This window comes from Clostridiisalibacter paucivorans DSM 22131, from assembly GCF_000620125.1.
Lineage (GTDB): Bacteria > Bacillota > Clostridia > Tissierellales > Clostridiisalibacteraceae > Clostridiisalibacter > Clostridiisalibacter paucivorans.
Genome location: NZ_JHVL01000001.1, coordinates 100,875 through 126,987, shown reverse-complemented (window position 1 = coordinate 126,987; position 26,113 = coordinate 100,875). Strand labels below are relative to the sequence as shown.

The 26,113-nt window shown below is 30.8% G+C and carries 26 protein-coding genes and 1 riboswitch; of the genes, 23 read left to right on the top strand and 3 right to left on the bottom strand.

The genetic code is table 11. The annotated features are described in order from the left end of the window. The first annotated feature begins 156 nt into the window (after positions 1-156). The 5 genes from Q326_RS0100540 to Q326_RS0100520 all read left to right on the top strand — a co-directional run bounded on the left by Q326_RS0100540 (position 157) and on the right by Q326_RS0100520 (position 4,478). Positions 157-1,173, top strand: coding sequence for a resuscitation-promoting factor (locus Q326_RS0100540; protein WP_026893593.1), 1,017 nt, complete (start codon positions 157-159; stop codon positions 1,171-1,173). A 14-nt stretch (positions 1,174-1,187) separates the two neighbouring features. Next, positions 1,188-1,736, top strand: a complete 549-nt coding sequence (gene rnmV, locus Q326_RS0100535; RefSeq protein ID WP_026893592.1) for a ribonuclease M5 — start codon at positions 1,188-1,190, stop codon at positions 1,734-1,736. Further along, positions 1,723-2,595 carry a 16S rRNA (adenine(1518)-N(6)/adenine(1519)-N(6))-dimethyltransferase RsmA gene (rsmA, locus tag Q326_RS0100530; protein ID WP_034600666.1) on the top strand — a complete coding sequence of 291 codons (873 nt, stop codon included), beginning with the start codon at positions 1,723-1,725 and terminating at the stop codon, positions 2,593-2,595. The genes rnmV and rsmA overlap by 14 nt, the downstream gene beginning before the upstream one ends. 186 nt (positions 2,596-2,781) lie before the next feature. Next, a complete protein-coding gene (locus Q326_RS0100525) occupies positions 2,782-4,158 on the top strand; it encodes a hypothetical protein (protein WP_026893590.1) in 1,377 nt (458 codons plus the stop codon). A 95-nt stretch (positions 4,159-4,253) separates the two neighbouring features. Beyond that, positions 4,254-4,478, top strand: coding sequence for a glutaredoxin family protein (locus Q326_RS0100520; RefSeq protein WP_026893589.1), 225 nt, complete (start codon positions 4,254-4,256; stop codon positions 4,476-4,478). Positions 4,479-4,513: 35 nt separating this feature from the next. Here Q326_RS0100520 and Q326_RS0100515 read toward each other — a convergent pair whose 3' ends face one another. Then, complete coding sequence (locus Q326_RS0100515) at positions 4,514-4,699, bottom strand: DUF1858 domain-containing protein (protein ID WP_026893588.1); 186 nt, start codon at positions 4,697-4,699, stop codon at positions 4,514-4,516. A gap of 330 nt (positions 4,700-5,029) precedes the next feature. On the opposite strand from Q326_RS0100515, the gene Q326_RS0100510 reads away from it, so the two are divergent. Then, on the top strand, positions 5,030-5,878 hold the full coding sequence (locus Q326_RS0100510; RefSeq protein ID WP_026893587.1) for a YitT family protein: 849 nt from the start codon (positions 5,030-5,032) through the stop codon (positions 5,876-5,878). A gap of 102 nt (positions 5,879-5,980) precedes the next feature. Here the strand turns inward: Q326_RS0100510 and Q326_RS0100505 are convergent, their stop codons facing one another. Further along, complete coding sequence (locus Q326_RS0100505) at positions 5,981-6,541, bottom strand: hypothetical protein (protein WP_026893586.1); 561 nt, start codon at positions 6,539-6,541, stop codon at positions 5,981-5,983. A 243-nt stretch (positions 6,542-6,784) separates the two neighbouring features. On the opposite strand from Q326_RS0100505, the gene Q326_RS0100500 reads away from it, so the two are divergent. From Q326_RS0100500 to Q326_RS0100440, 11 genes are all read left to right on the top strand, one after another. Continuing rightward, on the top strand, positions 6,785-7,456 hold the full coding sequence (locus Q326_RS0100500; protein WP_026893585.1) for a response regulator transcription factor: 672 nt from the start codon (positions 6,785-6,787) through the stop codon (positions 7,454-7,456). 1 nt (position 7,457) lies between these two features. Beyond that, positions 7,458-8,954 (top strand): sensor histidine kinase, encoded by a 1,497-nt coding sequence (locus Q326_RS0100495; RefSeq protein ID WP_026893584.1) that lies wholly within the window; start codon positions 7,458-7,460, stop codon positions 8,952-8,954. Between the two features lie 99 nt (positions 8,955-9,053). Further along, positions 9,054-9,962, top strand: coding sequence for a cation diffusion facilitator family transporter (locus tag Q326_RS0100490; protein WP_026893583.1), 909 nt, complete (start codon positions 9,054-9,056; stop codon positions 9,960-9,962). Between the two features lie 59 nt (positions 9,963-10,021). Then, positions 10,022-10,711, top strand: coding sequence for a cytochrome c biogenesis CcdA family protein (locus Q326_RS0100485; RefSeq protein ID WP_245592036.1), 690 nt, complete (start codon positions 10,022-10,024; stop codon positions 10,709-10,711). 12 nt (positions 10,712-10,723) lie between these two features. Next, the gene (locus Q326_RS0100480) at positions 10,724-11,332 is read left to right on the top strand and encodes a TlpA family protein disulfide reductase (RefSeq protein ID WP_026893581.1); all 609 of its coding nucleotides are present in this window, start codon (positions 10,724-10,726) and stop codon (positions 11,330-11,332) included. 2 nt (positions 11,333-11,334) lie between these two features. Then, on the top strand, positions 11,335-11,910 hold the full coding sequence (locus Q326_RS0100475) for a prolipoprotein diacylglyceryl transferase family protein (protein WP_026893580.1): 576 nt from the start codon (positions 11,335-11,337) through the stop codon (positions 11,908-11,910). A gap of 533 nt (positions 11,911-12,443) precedes the next feature. Next, positions 12,444-13,049 carry a 5-formyltetrahydrofolate cyclo-ligase gene (locus tag Q326_RS17785; protein ID WP_488655819.1) on the top strand — a complete coding sequence of 202 codons (606 nt, stop codon included), beginning with the start codon at positions 12,444-12,446 and terminating at the stop codon, positions 13,047-13,049. A gap of 115 nt (positions 13,050-13,164) precedes the next feature. Further along, positions 13,165-15,534: a heavy metal translocating P-type ATPase gene (locus Q326_RS0100460; RefSeq protein ID WP_026893579.1), complete on the top strand. Its 2,370-nt coding sequence runs from the start codon at positions 13,165-13,167 to the stop codon at positions 15,532-15,534. 16 nt (positions 15,535-15,550) lie between these two features. After that, complete coding sequence (locus Q326_RS0100455; RefSeq protein WP_026893578.1) at positions 15,551-15,757, top strand: heavy-metal-associated domain-containing protein; 207 nt, start codon at positions 15,551-15,553, stop codon at positions 15,755-15,757. 16 nt (positions 15,758-15,773) lie between these two features. Beyond that, complete coding sequence (locus Q326_RS0100450; protein ID WP_026893577.1) at positions 15,774-16,037, top strand: metal-sensing transcriptional repressor; 264 nt, start codon at positions 15,774-15,776, stop codon at positions 16,035-16,037. Between the two features lie 51 nt (positions 16,038-16,088). Continuing rightward, positions 16,089-16,252, top strand: a riboswitch (M-box (ykoK) riboswitch). Between the two features lie 199 nt (positions 16,253-16,451). Further along, positions 16,452-17,390: a magnesium transporter CorA family protein gene (locus Q326_RS0100440; protein WP_026893576.1), complete on the top strand. Its 939-nt coding sequence runs from the start codon at positions 16,452-16,454 to the stop codon at positions 17,388-17,390. Positions 17,391-17,538: 148 nt separating this feature from the next. Here Q326_RS0100440 and Q326_RS0100435 read toward each other — a convergent pair whose 3' ends face one another. Then, positions 17,539-19,341, bottom strand: coding sequence for a heme NO-binding domain-containing protein (locus Q326_RS0100435; protein WP_026893575.1), 1,803 nt, complete (start codon positions 19,339-19,341; stop codon positions 17,539-17,541). A 208-nt stretch (positions 19,342-19,549) separates the two neighbouring features. On the opposite strand from Q326_RS0100435, the gene Q326_RS0100430 reads away from it, so the two are divergent. The 6 genes from Q326_RS0100430 to Q326_RS0100405 all read left to right on the top strand — a co-directional run bounded on the left by Q326_RS0100430 (position 19,550) and on the right by Q326_RS0100405 (position 26,093). Continuing rightward, a complete protein-coding gene (locus Q326_RS0100430) occupies positions 19,550-20,983 on the top strand; it encodes an N-acetylmuramoyl-L-alanine amidase (protein WP_051530996.1) in 1,434 nt (477 codons plus the stop codon). Positions 20,984-21,190: 207 nt separating this feature from the next. Beyond that, on the top strand, positions 21,191-21,454 hold the full coding sequence (locus tag Q326_RS0100425; RefSeq protein WP_026893573.1) for a Veg family protein: 264 nt from the start codon (positions 21,191-21,193) through the stop codon (positions 21,452-21,454). Between the two features lie 91 nt (positions 21,455-21,545). After that, a complete protein-coding gene (locus Q326_RS17780) occupies positions 21,546-22,346 on the top strand; it encodes a L,D-transpeptidase family protein (protein WP_051530995.1) in 801 nt (266 codons plus the stop codon). A 260-nt stretch (positions 22,347-22,606) separates the two neighbouring features. Then, positions 22,607-24,178, top strand: a complete 1,572-nt coding sequence (locus tag Q326_RS0100415) for a DUF3794 and LysM peptidoglycan-binding domain-containing protein (protein WP_026893572.1) — start codon at positions 22,607-22,609, stop codon at positions 24,176-24,178. Between the two features lie 331 nt (positions 24,179-24,509). Continuing rightward, a complete protein-coding gene (gene ispE, locus Q326_RS0100410) occupies positions 24,510-25,367 on the top strand; it encodes a 4-(cytidine 5'-diphospho)-2-C-methyl-D-erythritol kinase (protein ID WP_034600659.1) in 858 nt (285 codons plus the stop codon). A 24-nt stretch (positions 25,368-25,391) separates the two neighbouring features. Then, entirely contained in the window at positions 25,392-26,093 is a 702-nt protein-coding gene (locus tag Q326_RS0100405) for a GntR family transcriptional regulator (protein ID WP_026893570.1), read from the top strand. Positions 26,094-26,113 lie beyond the last annotated feature (20 nt).

Sequence of the window (26,113 nt, the reverse complement as noted above, 5' to 3'; positions counted from 1 at the left end):
CGAAATATTAATTTTATTATATATTTTAATTATTTAGTTTTAAATATAGAATGAGTAACATAAATATAGTGTTAAAATAGTGCATAAAAAATTTGACAAAATCAAAAACTTAGAATAAACTATTATGAAGCTTAAAGCTTTTAGGAGGTTTTAAAGATGAATAAGTTCCATGATTACAAAAATATGGCAATAGCCATATTGGTAGTATTGGTCTTAACTCTATTTGCTAGTTACAATTATAGGGATAAAAATGTATGTATCACCATAGACCAAAAAGAAATGGACATAAACACAAAAGCTAAGACTGTAGGAGAATTGCTAGAAGAAAACAATATATCACTTAAAGATGATGACTACATAAATGTGGATTCAGCCCAAAGGATAAAAAATGATTTAGAAATAGAAATAAAAAGAAATAAACCAGTAATACTTAATTTAAACGGGTACCAAGTTTCTATAGATACCCATGCCTCTACAGTAAATGAGTTATTAGAGGAACTAAATATAGAAAAAGATGGAGACGATATAGTAAAACCACATATATCGGCAAAGATCACGCCAAAAATGGATGTAGAGGTTACCCATATAGACAAGGTGCTTGTGGAAAAATCCGTTAATATTCCCTATTCTAAGGTATATAAAAAGGCTAAAGATTTGGAAATAGGAAAAACCAGAGTATTTAAAGAAGGTAAAGAAGGAATAAAAAAGCTCTTTGTAGAACAGACATTTAAAGGTAATGAGTTAATTTCAGAAAATGTAGTAAAAGAAGAAACCATTACAGAGCCTATTCCTGAAGTGGTAGAAGAAGGCACAAAAAATATACTAGTTGCATCAAGGGGAAATACGAGATATAAGAAAGCGATTATAATGAATGCAAGTGCCTATGATCTTTCCTATAAAAGTACTGGTAAAAAACCTGGAGACAGTAATTATGGGCTTACTGCATCAGGGACTAAGGCCAGACCTGGAGTCGTAGCAGTAGATACCAAGGTTATACCATTGGGCACTAAGCTATATATTGAGTCTACAGATGGCTCCAAAGATTACGGATTTGCTGTTGCTGAAGATACAGGTAGTGCGATAAAAGGGAAGAGAATAGACTTGTTTTTTGAAAGTCATAGTAAGGCATTGGCGTTTGGAAGAAGAAAGGTAAAAGTATATATATTAGAGTAGGGGGACATAAATAGATGGTAAAGGAAGTAATAGTTGTAGAAGGAAGAGATGATGCCGATGCCATAAAAAAGGCATTAGATGCAGAAATAATAATTACTGGTGGATTTGGATTTCCAAAGGATTTAATGCATAGAATAAAACTAGCTGCTGAAAGAAGGGGAGTAATAATCTTTACAGATCCAGATTTTGCAGGAGAAAAAATAAGGAATATCATTTCACAGAAGGTGAAAAATTGTAAACATGCATTTTTACCCAGAGAAAAGGCCACTAAAAATGATAATATAGGGATAGAAAATGCTAAACCTAAAGATATAATAGAGGCCCTTAAAAAGGCTAGAATGGAATCAACAGAATGTAGAAATGAATTTACTAACAGAGACCTAACTATGTTTGGACTTATAGGGGTAAGAGATTCTGCCGAAAAAAGGGACAAATTAGGTAAGATATTAAGGATAGGATATTGTAATTCCAAGCAGTTTCTTAAGAGATTAAACAATTATGGTATAACTAGAGAAGAGTTTCAACAGGGTATTGAAAGGATGAATAAATATGGAGAAGTATAAACTGTATTCTCCTAAGGTAATAAAAGAATTATTGCAGAACCACGGTTTTAGATTTTCTAAGAGTTTAGGTCAAAATTTTTTAATAGATGGAAATATAATAGACAAGATATGTGATGGGGCTAAAATAACTGAAAAAGACAATATATTAGAGATAGGTCCAGGAATAGGTACATTGACCCAAGAACTTTGCAATAGAGCAGATAAGGTAGTAGCTATAGAAATAGATAAGAGACTTATACCAATATTAGAAGATACATTATCGCCATATGATAATTTAGATATTATTAATGATGATATATTGAATATAGATCTAATAGGTCTCGTGAAAAATAGATTCCATAATTCTGAAGTAAAGGTAGTTGCAAATTTACCATACTATATAACAACCCCTATAATTATCAAATTATTAGAGGATAGAGTGAAATTGGATAGTATAGTAGTTATGGTACAAAAAGAAGTCGCCCAAAGGATGAATGCATCTCCAGGGGGAAAAGATTATGGGGCATTGTCTGTTGCAGTACAATACTATTGTGAGCCTGAAATAATAGTTAATGTACCTAAGACAGTATTTATGCCTATGCCCAATGTAGATTCAGCAGTAATAGCTTTAAAAGTACACAGGTCCCCAAGGGTAAGTGTAGATGATGAAGTATTGTTTTTTAAAATTGTTAAAACTGCATTTGGGAAAAGAAGAAAAACCCTGTCCAACAGTCTAAGTACGGGTGGATTAGGCATAGAAAAAAAGGATATAGTGAGGATTTTAGAAAAATTAAATATAGATCCCAAAAGAAGAGCAGAGACTCTAGATATAGAGGATTTTGCAAAAATAACCAAAGAAATTTATAACCAATATTATTGATAAATATGTAGTAATGATGAAGGATAAAGTAAGTTAGTAGTTAACTACTAACTAATAACTGTTTTTACCTTCGTCATTACTCTAACAATCAATAATATTGGTTCTTTTTTGCAACTATTTCACCTTCTAAACATATATTGTTAATAGTAAAGGTATATGAATTTATGGAAGGGGGGAAATAAAAAAATGAATGATTCAAATACTTACAAGAGAAAGTTTATTATATTTAATAATTATTCTGATAAAAATATAAAGGGAGTTAAGGGATACGGAAAGTTAGAGATTAGAGAAGGCAAAGGTAAATTGGAAGTAAATGTTGAGGGATTAAAGCCATATTATACTGAAGATAAAGTGGGTAAGATATATCTAATACCTAAAGAAAATCCAAAGGATACTTTTGATTGTGGATTTATGGAGATAGATACAAGGGGAAAAGGTAGATTCAAGAAAGAATTTATAGGTGGAAAAGAAAGATCCATAGAAGATTTTTCTTTGATATTGTTCGAGTTTATAGATTTATCAACGGAAGATGATAAATCTATAAAAATGGTAGGGAAAATAGAAGATATGTCCATAGATATAGAGAATATATTACAGAATTTAGGTAAGAAAGAACATCCAATACAGAAGTCTAATGAATATGACAATCAGGAAGAATTAGAATATAATGAGGATGAATATGTAACTGAGGAAGTGGAAACTGAAGAAGAAAAGGAAGAAACAAAAATAGAAAATAAAGAGGAAATAGAGCTAGAAGAGGAAAAGGAAAAGATTTTAGATAGTATATCACCAATAGAAGAGGAAGAAAAGCAATATGATGAGTCGAAAGAATTGGATGAGGATGATGATATATATCAAGGGTATAATGAAGAAGATAAAGAAATGGAGACAGAAGAGATTGAATACCACAGTGATGTGGAATCAATAGATGATTTATCTAATGAAATAGGTACTACAGATGATGCAATAAATGAATATGAAAATACAGATACTAATAAAAATGAAGATAAAGAAGTGTATAGAAATGTTAATGCAAATTATGAGTATAATAGGGATAAATATTATGGTCAATCCATAAGGGCTAATAACAAACATTTCAATGTTACTATGAATTATAATAGCCAAGTAGCTCAATATACCTATAATATACTTAGATATTTTCCAGAAGTCCAACCCTTTGAAAATCAATTGGAAGGGTATAGATGGTGGGAAATAGGATATGATGAAAGAAATGTACAAAGGGGATTTTTGCCTTTTTATAATTATGTAGTAAATATGTACTATCCATATTCTTTAACATCTAAGATACCTACATGCCAAAGGATGATGACAAAATATGGCCATTATATATTTGGCATATATGATGGAGAAGATGAGGTTAGATATTATGTATATGGTGTTCCTGGTAAATTCAATATTGGAGAGCAACCTTTTAGAGGAACAACAGGCTTTGTGACATGGTTACAGAGTAAAGAAGATAAAAATTTAGGATATTGGCTATTACATGTGGACAGTTTAATGGGTAGAGTAGTAAATCCTTTGCGTCCCACATATCCTAGGTAAAATGTACTCAACCAAATAAAAAATTGATTATTGATACCCAGTTAGGGTATAATAAAGATTAGGAAAAGTAAAAAGAACATAGGAGGTTTTTGAAAATGGCAAATGTAAAAATTTATACAAGTAATACTTGCCCCCATTGTGTAGCGGCAAAAGACTATCTTTCAGGAAAAGGCGTAAATTATGAAGAAAAAAATGTTCAAACAGATGCCGATGCGAGGAAAGAACTTATGCAAATGGGTTACATGGGAGTACCAGTGATTATTGTTGATGGAGAAGAGATAGTGGGATTTGACAAAAATAGATTAGAAGAGTTGTTATAAAAATAAGGTCCTTGAAAATAAGGACCTTATTTTTATTAACTATTTAATTCTTTCAAAAGCTCATCTAATTTTATTCCATGAACTAAGGATGCTTCTTCCAAAGATTCCATTTGGGCAGAAGGACAACCTACACATCCCATACCATATCTCATGAGAATTTGAGCAGCTTCAGGTTTAGCTTTCAATAATTCTCCTATAAGCATATCTTTAGTGATATTCAATTTATATTCCTCCTTTTATTTAATTATGAAACTGTATAATATATTTAATTAAATATAAAATACTACTATATAGTTTCATTAGTTTATTATAATAATAACATAAATAAAAAACAAAATGGAAGTTTTTATTTGAGAAAATGAATAGAGATTGTACAATTTTCTCATATATATGTTATATAATTATAATACCCTTATATTATTTTATATAAACCTTAAAGTTTGTTAAAAATATGTGATAATATAGGGTATATATAGATAATATAGAAAAGAGTGATCTAATCATTTATAATGGCATTTAATGCAATTTATAAAACAAAAGGGGTGATTTTGATGAGAGAGAAAATAAAAGAATATATAATTATAACTATTGGAATAATCATTGTGGCATTTGGATTGACTTATTTTTTGGTGCCATCAAAACTTGCAGTGGGAGGAGTTACAGGTCTGGCCTTAGTTGTAAATAGTATATTTCCTAATATATCTATAGGGGCTATAATGATAACTGTAAATATATTATTATTTATTGTTGGATTTGCACTTATTGGACCTCAGTTTGGTGCCAAAACTATATATGCCAGCTTTGGATTGTCAGGTATGGTATGGATTATAGATACATTTGCACCTATGAAGGAGCCATTAACCGATGATCTACTAATAAATCTATTTTATGGTATATTAATATCTGCTATAGGGATGGCAATAGTATTTTTTCAGAATGCATCCACAGGGGGAACAGATATAGTTGCCAAGATACTAAATAAGTACTTTCATATAAATATAGGGAAGGCCTTATTACTATCAGACTTTCTTATAACACTTATGGCAGGTATGGCATTTGGTATAAAATTAGGGATGTATGCATTACTGGGTGTAATCATGAATGGATTCTTGATAGATAATGTAATAGAAGGATTTAATATAAAGAAAAATGTATATATAGTTAGCAATTATCCTAAAGAGATTAAAAAGTTTATTATAGAAGAACTGGATAGGGGAGTTACATTATATATAGCAGAAGGGGGATATACTGAAGAGCCTAAATACGTTATAATGGCAGTTATGAGTAAGAGACAGTATATATTATTAAGAAAATATGTAAAGGATATTGATAATAAGGCATTTATACTTGTAAGTAATGTGCATGAAGTGTTAGGAGAGGGATTCAGCGTTAATGAGTAAAAGATAGTTAGTAGGTATTAGTTTAGTAGTTAGTAGTTTAATGAAGAAATCCATAGGATTTCTACCATCAACTACCAACTACTAGCTAGGAATTACCAACTATCAATCTACATATGGACAATTAGCTGCATTTATACCCATGCCTGGGGCAACATTATTATTTCTACCTCTACCATATCCACGTTGACCATTTCCTTTACCTCTTTGTCCTGCCCATATAGGCCTATTGTCTTCTCCTCTTAATGTAAGTTCTTTGTCTCCTGATTTAATAGTTTTGGGAACAAATATTTTTACATCTTCATCGTCTATTGTAAATGTTCTATAAAATCCTTCTAATTCAACATTAGCATCTTTTTTCAAATCAAGATTATTAAATTCTTCGCTAAATGCTATTCTTCCAAGCCTTACATCTAAAGTTTCATTATCAGTTTTTACCTCTAGATTAAATGGAGGAGTAGTTGTGTTTATTTCTTCAATAGAGCCTTCTTCGTTAATGATATCTTCATCTGTCAATGTAGAGGCATATTTACTATCAGTAATATTATCTCTACCAAATCCCAATTGCCATCCCACCTTTGTTGTACTCACATCGTCTGCTAGGGCAATCCCCGCAGTAGTTATTAATGACAAAACCAATACGCCTGTAATTAATAATTTTTTCATAAATATCATTCTCCTTTTTTATATTTTTGGTATGAGGATTCCAGCTCAAAATTCTTAGTTAGCATATATGCTTTTTATATATATTTGAACTGAGAGCTGGATCTCATTTGTATATCTATATTTTAATCTAATTTTGTGACAACACTGTGACAATAAAGGTAAGCTTCAGTGAAATAGGTATTTATATAAGGATATTTTTTATATAATATGGGTAAATAGTTTTATAGAGGAGATGAATATGGAATGGAGAAAAAGATACTTATAATAGAAGATGAATCTAGAATGAGGAGGCTTATAGGAGACTATCTTAAAAGGGAAGGATATATGGTGATAGAGGCAGAAGATGGCAATGAAGGTTTGGAGAAATTTCAATTTGAAAATGTGGATTTAGTAATATTAGATATAATGATGCCTAAATATGATGGATGGACAGTATGTAGAGAGATAAGGAAAAAGTCAACAGTTCCCATAGTTATACTTACAGCTAGAAGTCAAGAGTCTGACCAATTATTTGGATTTGAATTGGGAGCTGATGAATATATAACTAAACCCTTTAGTCCTAAATTATTAGTGGCTAGGGTAAAGGCATTATTAAGAAGGTATAAAAAGGACGGTTGCAGTAATAATACTACAGATTTAGATGGTCTAAGGATTGATACAGATGCCCATAGAGTATTTATCGATGATAATGAAATCGAATTAACACCAAAGGAATATGATCTATTAGTATTTTTAGTGGAAAAAATGGGAAAGGCATTGACTAGAGAAAATATTTTAGATGGTGTTTGGGGATATGATTATTACGGGGATTTAAGAACTGTGGATACCCATATAAAAAGATTGAGAATAAAATTATCAGGGAAAAGTGATTATATCCAAACCATAAGAGGTGTAGGATATAGATTCGAGGTGTAATATGAAAAGATCTATAGCATCTAAATTGTTTATTAGCATAACATTGCTAATAGTCTTTATAGTAGGCATATCTTGGATAATACATACACAATATTTAGAGAAGTATTATTTAGATAATAAAAAAGAAGATCTATATAAATATGGGATGGAGTTAAAAGATATATATGGGAAAAGTCAACAGGATTTATATAATAGAATAGAATATATAGAAGATGCTACCAGTAGTGAAGTAATGATATTTGATATAAATGGTTTAATGGAATATGGTCCTACTATTAATAGACCAGGTATGGGAAGAAATAGTAGGCTGGGAATGATGGGTATATTTAATAAGAGACTATTGTCACAAATTATTGAGGATGAGGTGGCATTTCAATTTTATGAACATCCTGTATTAAGTACTCAATTTATGTTATATGGATTTAGACTAAACCCAGAGAAAATACTAATTATACAGAGTTCTGTTTCTTCAATTTCCGATAGTGTAAAGATAGCTCAGGACTTTTACATATATATAGGCATAATATCTTTAATAATAGGGACTATAGTTGCATATTTATTATCTAGGGCTATATCTACTCCAATAATAAGGCTAAATAATGTTGCGACAGAGATGTCTAAACTAAATTTCAAGCATAAATATATAGTAAAGTCTAATGATGAGATAGGAGATTTAGGGACTACATTGAATTATTTATCTGAACAGTTGGACAATACTATAACTAGTTTAAATAAGGCAAATAAAAAATTGAAGGCAGATATAGAAAAGGAGAAAGAATTAGATAATATGAGAAAGGAATTCATATCAACTGTATCCCATGAATTAAAAACACCTATAGCATTAGTATCGGGATATGCTGAAGGACTAAAGGATAATATTGTAGATAACAAAGAGGACAGGGAATTTTACTGTGAAGTAATAATGGAAGAATCTAATAAGATGAAAAATCTTGTAGATGATCTTTTAGATATATCTCAAATGGAATCGGGACAGTTTACGTTAAATAAAAGACTATTTGATTTGAGTTGGTTAGTGAACAAAGTTGTGGATAAATATAGACCTATTTTTCGTGAAAGGGACATAAATATAAAAGATGAAATAGTGGGAAATACCTTTAATGTCTATGGAGATCCAGAGAGGATAGAACAAGTACTTATAAATTTTGTGAATAACAGTATAAATCATGTGGATGATAAGAAGATTATACAGATTAAAGTCCAAGAGTTTGTGGATAAAGTAGTGGTGACTATATTTAATACAGGAGAATTGATACCAGAGGAAGAAATATATAAGATATGGGATAGCTTTTATAGAATAGATAAATCAAGAAGTAGAAAATATGGAGGAACTGGACTGGGACTATCCATAGTGAGCAATATATTAAAAATACACAATAGTATTTTTGGAGTTAATAACTTAGAAGATGGAGTCGAATTTTGGTTTGAGATCAAAAAAAGTGAAGGGGAACAGTTTTCAATTGATAATAAAAACCATTGACGAAACAGAGTTATAATTGTTGAAAAATACAGATTTACATTAATTAAGTTCAATGTTATAATGGGGTTAACAATATTCAATTGATAATGAGGTGTTTTTTTGAAAAATTTTATTCAAGGTAAGAGTAATGATAGATATAAAATTGGTCAACGGGTAATATGGATAACAATATTGCTAAATATATTATTGGCAATTATAAAAATCATAGTGGGTATAATATCAAATTCCAATGCAATACTGGCTGATGGAATCCATACTGTATCTGATGTGGGTAGTTCACTGGGATTGATCGTGGGTTTATTTATATCCAATAAACCAGAGGATAAACAGCATCAATATGGACATGAAAAGGCTGAGTCCATAGCAGCTTTTTTATTATCTGTAATACTTATTGCTGTGGGATTTAAGCTAGGAATTTCTTCATTCAAGTTGCTATTCAGTAAAGAACTTACTATACCTAGTATATCTGCAGTTTGGGCAGCTATAATTTCTATATTAGTTAAGGAATTACAGTTTAGGCTATCTATCAATACAGGGAAAAAGATAAATAGCAATGCCTTGATAGCTGATGCTTGGCATCATAGATCTGATGCATTATCATCTATAGCTGCATTTATAGGTATATTAGGTGCTAGATTGGGCTATCCTTTTTTAGACCCATTGGCGGGTTTGATTGTATCAATTGTAGTTATAAAAGTGGGCATAGAGATATTTATGGATGGATATAATGAACTTATGGATGAATCCATTGAAGAAGAGAAACTTAAAGAGCTTATACAAAAGATATCTAGACATAGAGATGTTGTTGCAATAAATGATATCAAAGCTAGAAAGCATGGCTCAAAGGTATTTATAGATATGGCCATATCTGTAGATGCAAATATAACTGTGAAGAAGGGGCATGATATTGCTGTAGATGTTGAAAATATAGTATATGATAACATAGATAATGTGAAGGATGTATTAGTTCATGTGAATCCTTCTAAAAATGGCAAATATAAAAAATAAAAAGTAAGTCTTGAAAACTATACCCCCCTATGGTAATATTTAATGAAGGAGGTGGTATATTGACAGTAGATGTTTCTTTACCAATAGCCTTTGGGGCAGGATTTCTTTCTTTTTTTTCACCATGTATATTGCCTCTTATACCCGCTTATATAATGTACATAACGGGTACATCTTTGGAGACGGAAGTGAAAAAAAAGAGGATATTTGCTCTGATAAGGACTATTGGTTTTATTTTGGGATTTACAGCCATATTTATGATGATGGGACTATCGGCTACTTTTTTGGGGAGATTATTTGTAAGAAATAAAGTCTTATTTACCAGAATAAGTGGTTTATTAATAATATTTTTTGGATTAAATATGGTAGGCATATTAGATATAAGTTTCTTTAAAAATAGTAAAAATATAAAAGCGCCTAAGATAACTAACTGGTTTAGTTCGTTTCTTATGGGGATGGCATTTGGAGCAGGTTGGACCCCTTGCTTTGGTCCTATTCTTGGTTCTATTTTAGTATTTGCTGGAACAAGTGATGTCATATCTGGAGGTACTTTTCTATTATGTGCATATTCATTGGGGATGGCTATACCATTCATATTGACAGCTCTTTTTATAGATACATTTACTAATTTTATGAATAAAGCCCAAAACACAGTTTTCTATATCACTAAAATCGGAGGAGTTGTATTAGTCATATTTGGATTATTACTGTTGTTAAATAGATTTAGTGTTATAAGTAATTTATTTATATAGGGGTGTGATTTAATGAATAAAAAAACCATAATAATGGTATTGTTGATATTAATACTTATTGGCGGAATATATTATTCTGTAAATAAGGTAGAGAATAGTGACAATGGGAATATGAGTCAAACTGATATAGAAGATAATATGGGAGGCATTGACAAGGAAGAAGAGATTACTCAAGATGGAGAAGAATATTTCCATGATATAAAAGTGGGAGAACCAGCACCAGATTTTACATTGAAAGATTTAGATGGTAATGAGGTATCTTTGTCAGACTATATTGGAAAAACTGTAATAATCAATTTTTGGCAGACCACATGCCCTTATTGCAAGATAGAGATGCCAGATTTAGAAAAAATATATAAAGAAAATGATAAAGATGTAGTTGTATTGGCAGTATCTGTAGCGGAAAATGAGAAGATAGTGAGACCTTTTATAGATGATGGAGGGTATACATTTCCAGTATTATTAGATGAAAAAGGTGAAGTTGCCACTATATATCTAGTTGGTGGATTTCCAACATCTTATTTTATAGATAAAGATGGTATATTATTAGGAGGAGTACCAGGGATGATGAATTATCAGCAATTGACAGGAATAATAAATGATATAGAAGGGTCTGAATAATAATGAGACCCTTTTTTTTCGTCTATAAAAACATAACAATTACATGGTTTCTTGCATTTACTATACTGGGAATATTCATCGGATATATGACATTTAGGGTTATGTTTAAAGGAGAAAAATCATCTAGAGATAAAATAGAAGATTTACTTTTCACTATAATATTTTCAGGGTTTATTTTTGCCAGATTATTTTATGTGATTTTTAATATTGACATGTATAGAGATAATATATTTGGCATATTTAAACTTAGCCATTACAATCTTTCATTTATAGGTGGAGTAGTAGGTGCTATATTTACAATGGTATTTTTTGGCAAAAAAAATAAAAAAGATATATGGAAATTATTCAATGCTATTGTTCCCTATTTTTATATAACTATGTCTATTGTTATATGGACTTTATATTTTGAAATTGGAAACATACAAGACTTTGGATTGGGGAAAATAAATATAGTCTTGATATTATCGTTGATATCATTGGGACTTTTCATATTTGAAATTAAAAAAAGAAAAAAAGAGGATATGAAAATTTCTTTGGTAATTTTTACATTATATGTATTTATAATAAATTTTATTTGACAAAATAATAAAAATACAATAAAATTTGTTACATGATACCCCGACAGGGTATATAATAGTTATATAAATATATTATAGGGAGGAAAAAAAATGAGAGTTAATATTAGTGAAAAAGCTACATCTGAATTAGAAAAGATTATAACTAATAAACAGAGTACTGAAGACAAAAGAGTGAGAATATATATAGCAGGTATTGGCTGAGGTGGCCCATCGTTTGGGCTTGCTCTGGATGAGCAAAAGGATAAAGATCAAGAAGTAGTAATAGACAATATAAGCTTTATAGCTGATGATGATTTATTGTCTCAGTATGATAGCTTCAATATTGATTATAACAATAGTTGGCTTAGAAGGGGATTTTTTGTTACAGCAGAAGGAGTTAGAAGATGCTAAGAGATGGCTTGAATTAGGCCATCTTTTTTTCATATATTGTAGAAATTAGGGTATATTATATATATTAGAATATAGTTATTGTAAAAAAACTGTTTAATATATTTAATAAATGGTATATATATTATATGCGTAAAGGGTGAACTGTGTATTTCTCTAAAGAATGGAGGAACAATATGAGGTTTTTAGAAGACAAGGCTACCTTAGAAAAAATATTAATGGCTAGAGAGAATTTAACTAAAGATCAGATAACAGATTATAGCCATAGAATAATTTCTACATTATTTAAATTAGCTGTATTTAAAGAAAGTAAAACTTTAATGACATATATCAGTAGTGATCACGAAGTAAATGCAGATGAGATTTTAAACAACTCCTTTGAAAGTAAAAAGAAATTAATTGTCCCATCAATTGATTTTGAAAAAGGGAATATAAATATAATTAATGTTAAAAATAATAGTGAATTATTAAAAAACAAAGATAAATCTTTTTTTATTGAAAATGATTATAAGATTGTAAAAAAAGTAGATATTAATGATATAGATTTAATAATACTTTCCGGTTTGGCCTTTGATATAAGAGGACGGCTAATAGGGTACAGATTTTATAAAGATCTTATTAATGAAATAAAAGAAAAACCTCCAATAATAGGACTTGCTTATGATTTTCAAATATTAAATAGAATATCTTCAGAGGCTAGTATAGCACTAATGGATTATATAATAACAGAGAAGAGAGTAATCGTAAGATAAGGACTACCCGATTAATATTGAGGTAGTTTTTATTTTCTTTACAGGTATATTATTTTATGATATTATGTACATACAAACAACCCACCCCATAGGGGGTAGGACAAGGAGGGATAAAATGGTTAAAACAGTTAATTTGAATATTTCAGGTATGACATGTGCTGCATGTGCCAATAAAGTAGAGAATTCCCTATCAAAGCTTGATGGTGTAAATTCAGCCAATGTGAACCTACTTGTAGAGAAGGCAACTATTAAATATGATACCGAAAAATTAAATATTGAAGATTTGATTGATACAGTAGAAAAAACAGGATATGAAATTTCCGCGGATAGAATTGTTTTAGAAATTCAGGGTATGACATGTGCTGCTTGTTCTACTAGAGTTGAGAAGGCTTTAAATAAAACAGAAGGGGTATATCAGGCATCTGTAAATCTTGCTACCAATAGGGCAGATATACAGTATAATGGTAAAGAGATAGATATCAATGGATTGATAGATATAGTAGAAAAGACTGGATACAATGGGTCAACTATATCAGAAAATGTAGAGGATCATCAAAGAGATGCAAGGAATAAAGAAATAAAGACATTAAAAACTTTATTTATAATCTCTGCAATATTATCAGTGCCACTTTTTTCTGCTATGTTTTTCCATATGGCAGGAAAGATGACCCCTCTAAATAATGGATACGTACAATTGGCACTTGCTACTCCAGTACAATTTATAATAGGATATAGATTTTACAAAGGGGCATATCACTCTATAAAGGGTGGAGGAGCTAATATGGATGTACTAGTAGCCATGGGAACTTCTGCAGCATATTTTTATAGTGTATATAATGTTATTATAGGCGTTAAACACTATTATTTTGAATCTTCTGCTGTAATAATTACATTGATTTTATTAGGAAAGATGTTGGAGGCCATAGCAAAGGGAAAAACATCAGAGGCTATAAAGAAACTTATGGGTCTTAGGGCAAAAACGGCTAGAGTTATAAGGGATAATGAAGAAAAAGACATAGCTATAGAAGATGTAGTTGAAGGTGATATAGTAATAGTTAAACCAGGAGAAAAGATCCCTGTGGATGGAGAAATAATAGAGGGGAGTTCATCTATAGATGAATCCATGCTTACTGGGGAGAGTATTCCTGTAGATAAAGAGATAGGAGATACAGTAATAGGTGCTACTATAAATAATCACGGCTCATTTAAATTTAAGGCGACAAAAGTTGGAAAAGATACAGTATTATCTCAAATAATAAAATTAGTTGAAGATGCCCAAGGCTCAAAGGCTCCAGTCCAAAGATTGGCAGATAAAATATCAGGTATTTTTGTACCAGCAGTATTAGTTATTGCATTGGTGACATTTGTGGGATGGATGGTAGCGGAAAACGACTTTTCCGTAGCCCTTGTAAATGCTGTATCAGTATTGGTTATTGCTTGTCCATGTGCATTAGGTCTAGCTACACCTACTGCTATAATGGTAGGTACAGGAAAGGGTGCAGAAAGAGGAATACTTATAAAAGGTGGGGAATATCTAGAAAAGGCTCATAAAATGGATACTATAGTATTTGATAAGACAGGAACTATAACTAAGGGTGAACCTGAAGTAACAGATATAATAACATATAATGAATCAGAAGAAGAGATTCTTATGTTGGCTGCATCGGCAGAGAATGCTTCAGAACATCCTCTAGCTAGGGCGATAGTTGAAAAGGCACAGCAAAGGAATATAGAATTAAAAGAAATAAAAGGGTTTAAAGCTATACCAGGACAGGGAATTACTGCTGATATAGATGATAGGAAAATATATATAGGGAATAGAAGACTCATGAATGCACAAAATATATCTATATCTTCTATTGAAGATAAATTAGTGGATTTAGAAGAAAAGGGTAAAACTGCCATGATGATTTCATTAGATGGAAAAATTTCTGGAATTATAGCAGTAGCAGACACTATAAAGGAAAGCTCTATAGATGCAATAAAAAGTATTATGGAGATGGATATAGATGTGTATATGCTTACAGGAGATAATAAAAGAACTGCACATGCAATAGCCCATGAGGTTGGTATAGATAATGTGATATCTGATGTGCTTCCAGAGGACAAAGCAGATAAAATTGCTGAATTAAAGGAACAGAACAAAATGGTAGGTATGGTAGGTGATGGAATAAATGATGCACCAGCATTGGCTACTTCTCATATAGGGTTTGCCATAGGTACAGGAACTGATGTAGCTATGGAGGCAGCAGATATAACCCTTATGAAGGGAGATTTAGATGATATAGCCATGGCGATAAGGTTGAGTAAAAGGACTATGAAAACTATAAAGGAAAATCTATTTTGGGCATTTGCATATAATACAGCGGGGATTCCATTGGCTGCATTAGGATTCTTAAACCCTATGATAGCAGGGGCAGCTATGGCATTTAGTTCTGTGTCAGTAGTTACAAATTCTTTAAGACTAAAAAGATTCAAAGGATAAAAGGAGGAAAAAAATTATGAAAAAGAGTATAATGATAGAAGGAATGAGTTGTCAACATTGTGTGATGGCAGTAAAAAAGGCATTAAATGAATTATCAGGAGTGAAAGAAGTAGATGTGGATTTACAAGGGAAAAAAGCGGAAGTCCAAGTTGAAAATGTATCAAATGATGATCTCAAAAAAGCAGTAGAAGAGGCAGGATATGATGTAGTAGAAATCAAATAGACAAGGGGGAAAATCATTGAACCAACAAAGAATGGCGGCAAAGAATCTATTAAAGACATCTAAAGGTCAAATAGAAGGCATAATTAAGATGATTGATGATGATAGGTATTGTGTAGATATATCAAAACAGATATTGGCAGTACAAGGGCTTTTGAAAAAATCAAATCTCCATATTTTAGACCAACATATAAAAAGTTGTGTCAAATCAGCTATACTTGAAGGAAAAGGCGATGAAAAAATTGATGAGATAATAAATGTACTAGATAAATATATCAAATAAAGACTTGCAAAAAATATAAATATTTAATAATATAATATATGTTGATGAATATTGATACCTGGTTAGGAGAGGCTCCTATATAGAAATATGCCACTGCCCAGAAACATCCAGAGATGCCAATGGGTATAACAGGTATAATCGTAAAGGTTATACTTAATGTGGCTGGTTGAACCTAAGCTATATAGTGCTAAACCCCAACAGGTGTTAGGTGGGAAACCTTTCACTTGTTGAAAGGTTTTTTTGTTTTATTATAATTAGGAGGTGGTGAAAAGTGGACGATGGTCCTAGTCTGAGTTGCTGTTTTCAAAGGAAATATATAATATTTAAATCTTTCTTTTCATCACTGATTACTATATCAAATTGTATGGTGATGGGAGGGAATGCTTGGAAAAATAACTAAGAGGGGTGACAAAGATGATTAAAATCTATAATACTAATGAAGATTGTAAACTAGAGGAAATATCAGAAGTCAATAGGGGAGCATGGATCAATATGGTAAACCCTACTGATGAAGAGATACAAGATATAAATTCCAAATTTGGGATTGATATAGATCTTCTCAAGGCGCCTTTGGATGATGAGGAGAGTTCAAGGCTAGAGATAGAGGATGGTCAAGTACTTGTATTGGTGGATATACCCATGGTAGAAAAGGATGAAGATTCTTATGTCTTTTATACAGTACCATTAGGTATAATATTGTATGAAAAAAATATAATAACTGTATGTCTAAAGGAAAATAATATTATTGACCATTTTATAGAAAATAAAGTGCGAGGATTTTACACATATAAGAGAACTAGATTTGTATTGCAGATACTTTTTAGAATAGCAGCAAGATATTTATTATATTTAAAGCAAATAAATAAGATAAGTAATAAAATAGAAAAGCAACTTCATAAATCTATGAAGAACAAAGAACTCATACAATTACTAGATTTAGAAAAGAGTTTAGTTTATTTTTCTACATCTCTAAAGGCAAATGAAATAGTAATGGAAAAGCTTTTGAAGGTAGATGCAGTAAAATTATATCCTGAAGATGAAGATTTATTGGAGGATGTAATAATAGAGAATAAACAGGCAATAGAGATGGCAAATATATATAGCAATATATTGAGTGGTATGATGGATGCATTTGCTTCTGTTATATCTAATAATCTGAATATAGTAATGAAAGTGTTGACATCTATAACTATAGTTATGTCGATACCAACAATGTTTGCTAGTTTTTATGGTATGAATGTAGGGTTGCCTTTTCAAAATTCACCCCATGCATTCTTATTGGTTATAACATTGTCTGCAGTATTTTCAGCTATAGCGATCATATTCTTAACAAGAAGAAATATGTTTTTTTAGAAGATAGTAATAGTTGGTAGTCTGTAGTCAATAATTAAAAAAGTTAGTAGTTAACGGTTAATAGTTATTAGTTTATAGTAGAAATTCCATGAATTTTATCATTAAACTAATAGCTATTAACTACGAACTACTAACTTTTTTTAAACATTTATATCTTATACATTTCTAAATCATTTCTAAATCCTTCTGAAACTTTTTTGAATTCTCTTATATTTCCCATCATCTTTTCTAATTCTTGAGTATATGTGGTTACATTTGCACTTACTTCTTCAGAAGATGCAGAATTTTCTTCGGCTATGGCAGCCAACGCTTCTATATTTGAGGATACATCATTTATAGCATTGGCTTCACTGGTCAATTGATTAATCATTTCTATGAGTGAAGTAGATACTTTTTCTATGCTTACAACGGTATCATAGTTACCTTGAGCCACATTGGATAAATTTTTATTTTCGCTGTTAAGGGTAGTGAATTGTTCTTCAATTTGGGTAACCAATTGATCAATTTCCTTTATGAAAGACAATAGATTGTTATTTATATTTTTAACAGCATCCTTGGATTCTTCGGCCAATTCTCTAATTTCTTGTGCAACCACTCCAAACCCTTTGCCTAAGTCTCCAGCTCTAGATGCCTCTATAGCAGCATTTAGTGCTAAAAGATTAGTTTGTTCTGATATAGCCTCTACAGCACTAACGATTTTAGTAACATCTTTAGCTTTGTTTTGTAGAGATAGACTGTCTTCTTTAACTTTTGAGAACTGTGTAATTATTTCTTGTAGATTAGAAGATGTATTTTTTAATTCTTGATACCCATCGTTGATTTTTCCAACAGCTACTTCTAATTCGTTTTTACTATTGTTTTCTTTATCTACTATTTCATTTAATGCCTTTATATTGTTATTTAAAAGATATGCGGCAGATTCAGTTTCTTCAGCTTGGTTAACAGCACCTTCTGCAACCTGTTCAACTACTCCAGCAATATCTTTAGACGTATCATTCATATTTACTGAAATATCATTAAATTTTTCTCCAAATACATTTAATTCATCAGTCATACCTTTGAAGCCTACAAAATCGCTCTTTACAATATTCTTAAATGAAGTTAGGGATCGATTTATGTCTTCGAAAAAGTCATTTGTTGCTATATCATTGTCTTCAGCATAATTTCGTTCAGATAAATCTTTGAGTTGGGCTGTAATATTATTTTTAGGTAAAAAAAGTAGTTTCGAAATTACTAATGGAACAAAGAAAGATAATCCTAAAATAATACTATTGAGTATATTGCCATCTATAATATCTGATAAGAATATATGGGGTATTCCTATAAGAATTACTGAAGCTAAGGCTATTTTCATTTCCATACTTTTGATAAATCCAAAGGACAATAATTTATTCACTTTATATGATTTATATCTATATATTTGTTCAGGAAAGGTTATATGTATTTTAGTAAAATCTTCAGTTTTTTCTACAGTTTTTACATCTATATCTTCATCGTAGAATTGAGCAGCACCCTTTAATAGACCATGAAAATACCCGAACATACCTCTAGAGGATTTATAAGTCATTTCTGCTGTGTTTTTTCCTATAGCCTTTATGTCTAATAGTGGAGGTTTGGCTCCAGGTATTTTCTGTGTTATGACCACATGTACATCGTACATAGATTTTAAAAATGAATATAAGTTTTTATGGTCAAAGAATGCTGGATAATCATTAAAGAATGTATTTATATTGTCTATCCCTATTTCTTCCCATATCTCATATGAAGATTTATTTAACCTTTCTGATATAAAATTTACCATACCAAAGGGATAAGAATCATCTACATCTTCAGTAGGCTTAAATATTTTATTGGGATCCATATTTATAGATTCCATAGCTTCTATAGTTAAATCTTCACCATATTTTTTCTTACATGTTTTTATCCATGCAGAGACTGTTGTACCTTTCATGATATTTTCCCCCTTTAATTGCAGTACAAAGTTCCCAGTTTAGATAATAATACTTTTTTTATGCATTTGTTATGTATATGACTAAGAGCTAAGAACTGTATTTCCTATATTTAGTAACAATGAATCTTTTACCAACATATTATATATTATATCAAACTATAAACAAAAGGAATAGTTATTACCAAATAAAGTTTAGGGGGTAATAGATTTGATAAATAGGAATAATAATATAATTTATATAGATATGTATACTACTAATTTAGATAGAGTGACAAAATTGACTTTAGAGGAAGCAATAAGAAGAGTAGTGTTGGCTCAAGGTTTTTTTACGTTAAACGAAGAATTTTTGAAGGTTCAAAGTATAATAGCCCGAACCCTTTTGATAAGGAATATGAGGATATATGGAGGAAGAGGATGTTTAATGCATGATGGATGTGATGTATGTGATGAAGGACACTGTATAGAGATAATGAAAGAAGATGAGTTTATAGAATTCATAAATACTGAAAGAGGACAAAATATTATATCTAAGGTGGATTATGCCATAAAAGAAACTAGAGGTCTTATTATAACGAAAAATAAAAAGCCCATAAAAGCACTGTATACCCATACATGTGGAGGGTCTACTGAAAATTCTGAAGATGTTTTAGGCAATAGAATTTTGTATTTAAGAAAAGTATTATGTGATCATTGTAAAGACTCACCGTTTTTTAAAAATACTAAAGAAATAAATATGGATGAACTTGAAAAAAAATTAGGGATTAATTTAAAGGGAAAAAACAAAGAATATCTATTGGGGATTATAGATAAAATTTTTAAAGATGAACGGGGTAGAATAAATAAGATAAATATGTGTGGTAGAGAATTTAAAGGCGTAGAGATAAAAAAGCTGTTGAATCTTAATTCAACAAATTTTTTTATAACGCCAAAGTCACTACTTATAGAGACTAAGGGAGAAGGACATGGGTTAGGATTGTGTCAATATGGTGGAAGTGTTATGGCTGAAAAAGGCTATAACTATAGGGAAATAATAAATTATTATTATACTGGAGTAGAGATAACTAGTATCTACACCCCATGTATAAAAAAGCCCTTATTGGGCAAAATAATAATGATAGATCCAGGGCATGGAGGAAAGGATTCTCTAGGGAATATAGGAGATACAGGATTGTTAGAAAAAGATGTTGTATTAAATATATCTAAATTTTTATTGAATGAGCTAGAAGACATGGGAAGTAAAACCTATATAACTAGAGAAAAAGACCGATTAGTACCATTATCTGATAGGGTAGATAAGTGTAAGGACATAATGCCCCATTTGTTCTTGAGTATACACTTGAATGGATTTCATAACTCTTCAGTAAAGGGAGCAGAGGGATATTATTATAAAGGAGATTTACAAGGTAAAGCATTGGGAGAATCTATATTAGAACAACTTAGCAAAGACTTGAGTATAATTAATAGAGGTGTAAAAGAAGCCAACTTCTATATATTGAGGCAAATACCTGTAAATTGTTTATGGCTGGAAGTAGATTATATAACTAATCCAGCTCAAGAAATGTTGTTATCAAAGGAAGATTATCTGAGGAAAGTTTCCAAAAGTATAGCAGATGGGATTAGACAGTATTATTTAATAAAATAGGGATGTAACCCTATTTTTCTTATTAAAAGCAATAATATTAAAGAAATATAACTAAAATAACAGTTGACAACGATTGCAAATAAGTAGTATAATAATAATTTCAAACTTGACATTATATTATAATTATGATAATATAATGGTGTGACTTTGTAGAATATACATTCTTTTAATTGCTTATGGATAATTTGAAAGAAGGTGATTTTTCCCATGGAAAAAAATAGTCTTTGTAGAATAAAAGAGAATGTAGAAAATTATATTGGGTCTAAAGTTAGACTTAAAGCAAACAAAGGAAGAAAAAAGACTACAGTTCGAGAAGGTATCCTTGAAAATGCCTATCCTTCCATATTTATAGTAAAAATAGACGGAGGGCATGACTCTGTAAGGAGGGTTTCCTACAGTTACTCTGACATATTAACAGAAACAGTAGAAGTTACAATTTGCAATGAAGACAAAAGAATACAGGCTAGTTAATATATTACATCGCCGCCATTGGGCGGTTTTAATTTTTGTATAATAATTTTTGTGTTATAATGGAGTAAAAGCTTTTTTGGAGGGATAATATATGAAACGAAAGATAATCGTGCTAGTATTAGCAATAGTATTTATAACAGTTGGATGTAGCGATAAGCCAATGGAAAAACCAACAGATAATGAAACAATTTCTGGGGATCATCAAAAAGAAGATAATAATGTAGAAGAGAATACAGATAATGAGGAGCCCGAAAAAGCTCAAGAAGAAGAGAAGGTATATATTGGACAAGCACTAGATACTTTGGATAGAGATGGTATAGTAGAGGTATATGAAGAAAAATCAATGAGTAGTAAAGTAATCCATAAGTTGAAGGATTTAGATAAGGTAGAGCTTACAGAAACTCTTCCCTATGGATGGTTTAAGGTCCTTCTTGATGACGGCACAGAAGGCTATGTAGATGCTAGATATGTAAGAACTAAAGAAGTACCACCCCATGAATATGATGAAAATGTTGAGGGGTATGCACTAGTGTTCAATCATCAGGATCAAAAGTTAAAAATATATAAAGATGGTCAGCTTGAGAAAGAGGCCATAGCGTCCAGCGGACTGTGGGATCATTTTACCCCTAGAGGAGTATTTCAAATAGAGTCTGATAGAAGGGGAAAGGCGTTTTATACACCGAGACATGAACAAGGTGGTAAATATTGGGTAGGATTTAAGGGTGTATATCTTTTTCATTCTATACCCACAGATGAGAAGGGTAATTTTATAGATGAAGAGGCAGAGAAATTAGGTCAACCTGCCAGTCATGGTTGTATAAGACTACCTGTAGATGTGGCAAAATATATATATGATAATGTGCCAGAAAAATCCAGAGTAATTATATATTAATTGAGTTTTTAGTATAATGATAGTTCGTAGTCGGTAGTTAGTGGTAGAGAACCTAAGGTTCTCATCCTTAAACTAAGAACTAAGAACCAAGAGCCAAGAACCAAGAACTAAAAACTAATCCCATACAACAATTTGAGTCTTTGATTTAATATTTTATTAAATCAAAGACTTTTTTTCATTATATTATAAGTTTTTGCATAGATATATTATTGATAGATTATATGCTTAATATGGAATAAATATATAGGGAGGGATAGGCCATGGCAGTAGAATTGATTAAAGAACAGCTTAAAATAGAGCAGAAATATGGACATAGTCAAAATCAGACTATGGTAGAAGGAGAGATATTGATATCAGAAGATAAACCTAAGCTCAATAGTATTTTAAGTTTAGATGGTATTGTCAAAATTGAAGAACAAAAAGTCTTAAAGGATAAAATAGTGGTGGGGGGTATAGTGAAGGTAAGGGTTTTATATAGTGCCAATGAGGGAGAACTATCTATTCACAATTTGGAAGGTACGGCTAAATTTAATGAGGAAATAGAGGTAGAAGGAATAACCGATAAAATGGCAAGTGAAGTTAGAGCCATTATTGAACATTTAGACTATTCCACAGTAGAGGGAAGAAAAATAGACTTTAGAGTTGTGTTACAGTTGGAAGGAAAGACCTATACTAGGGATAATATAGAGATAATTGAGGATATAAAGGGTATAGAAGGGCTACAAACTCTTAAAGAAAAGATTAAGTATAACAATGTGGTTGGAGAAAAAAAATCTTCTACAGTTGTTAAAGAAGCATTTGAAATAGAAGAAGGTATGTCAGATGTATTAGAAGTATTGAAATTAGATGGAGAGGTTCTTGAAAAAGAAGTAAAAGTGGTCGAGGATAAAGTAATAATAGGTGGGACATTAAACATAAATATGATGTATTTGGGAACAGATTCTGGTAAAAGATTAAATTATGTATTCCATGAGATTCCTTTTACCCATTTTGTTGAGATGTCTGGCGTAATGAAAGATATGGACTATTCTGCCAATATGGATGTGGAGAGTCTAGTATATGATATAAAAGAAGATCTGGACCAAAAGAGAAGAATAGTAGATGTGGAGGGTTTATTAACTGTAAATACTAAAGTATATAATCAAATTGAGAAAGATATAATAACAGATACATATTCCACGTTTAAGGATCTAGATATAGAAAATGAGCAATTAAAAATAGAAGAGGTATTGGAAAATAAAAAGATAAAGGAACCTATAAAATCTACAATTGCTATAGATGAACAAGAAAACTTAGTGGATATATATGATGTAAAAGTTAAACCCATTTTAACAGACCATAGGATTATAGAGGATAAGATTATATTGGAAGCTGTATTAGATGTAAATATGTTGTATAAAGGTGAAGAAGAAGGAGATATACAGAAAGTGCATAGGGATGTACCCATAAAGACATATATAGATTTAGAAAATATAACTAAGGATATGGAAAGTGAAATAAATTTAGCATTAGAGGGAGTCCACTATACTAAAAAAAGTGAAAAGGAAGTAGAGATTGAATCTACACTGGGAATAGATGTAAGGGCAAGTAGGATTAGAGACATAGATATAGTGACAAATGTGGATGAAGAAGGTAAGGATATAGATCTAAAAAGTAGACCCAGTATAACTATATATATAGTACAAGAGGAAGATAATTTATGGGATATAGCCAAAAGATATCATACAACTACTGAGGATCTAATAACTACTAATGATATAAAAAATCCTGATAATTTGATGCCAGGAGAGAGGATAATTATAGAAAAGTATATTGATGGGGAGATTATATAAAGATTGATAAGGCTGCCAGATTAATGAAGATAGTTGGTAGTTCGTAGTCTGTAGTTGGTAGTTAATTAATGGTAGAGAACCTATGGTTCTCATCATTAAACTACTTACTATTAACTACTAGCTACTAACTAAACTATAATAATATATTTGTAAATGATATGACGGCTTAGGCCGTCTTTTCTTATGATGTTTTATGTTAGTTTCAAATTCTTTCATATATTCCATGTTTTTGATATAATACCTGTAAAGAAGAGGAAAAATATGATTGTAGAAAAATTATCAAAATATATGTATTCAATATAAAATGTATAGTATAATAGGAGTTGATGACATGGTAAAGTCTGTAGAAATTAATGCACATGCAAAAATAAATTTAGCATTGGATGTAATATCTAGAAGAGAAGATGGTTATCATGAACTTAGGATGATAATGCAACAGATAGAATTGCACGATGTTTTGTATATAGAAGAAATAGAAGCTGGCAATATAAGTATAAGCTGTAGTAATCCCAATATTCCTGTAGATGCTTCAAACTTAGTGTATAAGTCATGGAAATTGATGTCTAATTTATATAAAGTCGATAATGGAATTAGAATACATATTGATAAACATATTCCTGTAGCAGCAGGATTGGCTGGAGGTAGTGCCGATGCAGCGGCAGTATTAAAGGGACTAAATACATTATGGAATATGGGACTTACCAATCAAGAGCTGATGGATATAGCCGTTAATATAGGTGCAGATGTTCCCTATTGTATTATGGGAAAAACGGCACTGGCGGAGGGAATAGGTGAAAAGCTCACTGCAATACAGAAAATGAAAGAAACTCATATATTGTTAGCAAAACCTCCCATAGATGTATCTACAGCCCAAGTTTATAAATCTTTAGATTTAGATAATATAAAAAGACATCCTGATATAGAAGGACTAATAAAGTATATAAATAGTAATTATCAAAAGGAACTAGCTTCAAATATGGTTAATGTTTTAGAAACTGTTACTGCTAAGAAATATCCTATTATTGAGAAAATAAAATTAGAGATGATGAGATTTGGAGCATTGGGGAGTATGATGAGCGGTAGTGGACCTTCAGTTTTTGGTATATTTGATGATTATGAAAATATGTCTAGGTGTAAAAACGATTTAGAAAGGTGGGCAGGAAAAGTTATTATGACTAAAACAATCTAAGATTAAATCATGGGGGGCGTATAAATGGAAAAGGATTTAAGTAAATTGGATTTACAAAATTATAAACCTCTTAGAGAAATTGTTTTTCAGTATTTGAGAGAAGCAATTATAGATGGTGCATTAAAGCCTGGCGAGAGACTAATGGAAGTACAATTGGGGGAGAAGCTGGGAGTTAGTCGTACTCCTGTAAGGGAGGCCATAAGAAAATTAGAGTTAGAGGGATTAGTTGTAATGGAACCTAGAAAGGGTGCCTATGTAGCAGATGTATCTTTAAATGATTTGCTCAATGTATTAGAGATAAGATCTGTATTAGAGGGATTGGCAGCATCATTAGCATCTAAAAGGATTACAGAACAGGAATTGGCTATATTGAAAAGTAAATTGTATGAATTTAACGAAAGTTTAGCTAGAAAAAATAAAAAAGAGATTATAGAAAAGGATATTGAACTCCATGACATAATATTTAAGGCATCTAGGAATAAAAGATTGATATCTCTAGTGGATAGTTTAAGGGAGCAGGTCCATAGATTTAGGATTAGATATATAAATAGATTTAATAGCTCCAATAGATTGGGAGAGGAGCATAGAGATATTATAGAGGCCATATCACAGGGAGATAGTGAAAAGGCTAAAGAATATGCAGAAAAGCATATAAAGAGTGCTCAAGAATTTATATTGCAACAAGTAGACGAGAAATTCAAAAAAAATACAACAAGGAGTAAATAATTAAACATACCCTTGTCATT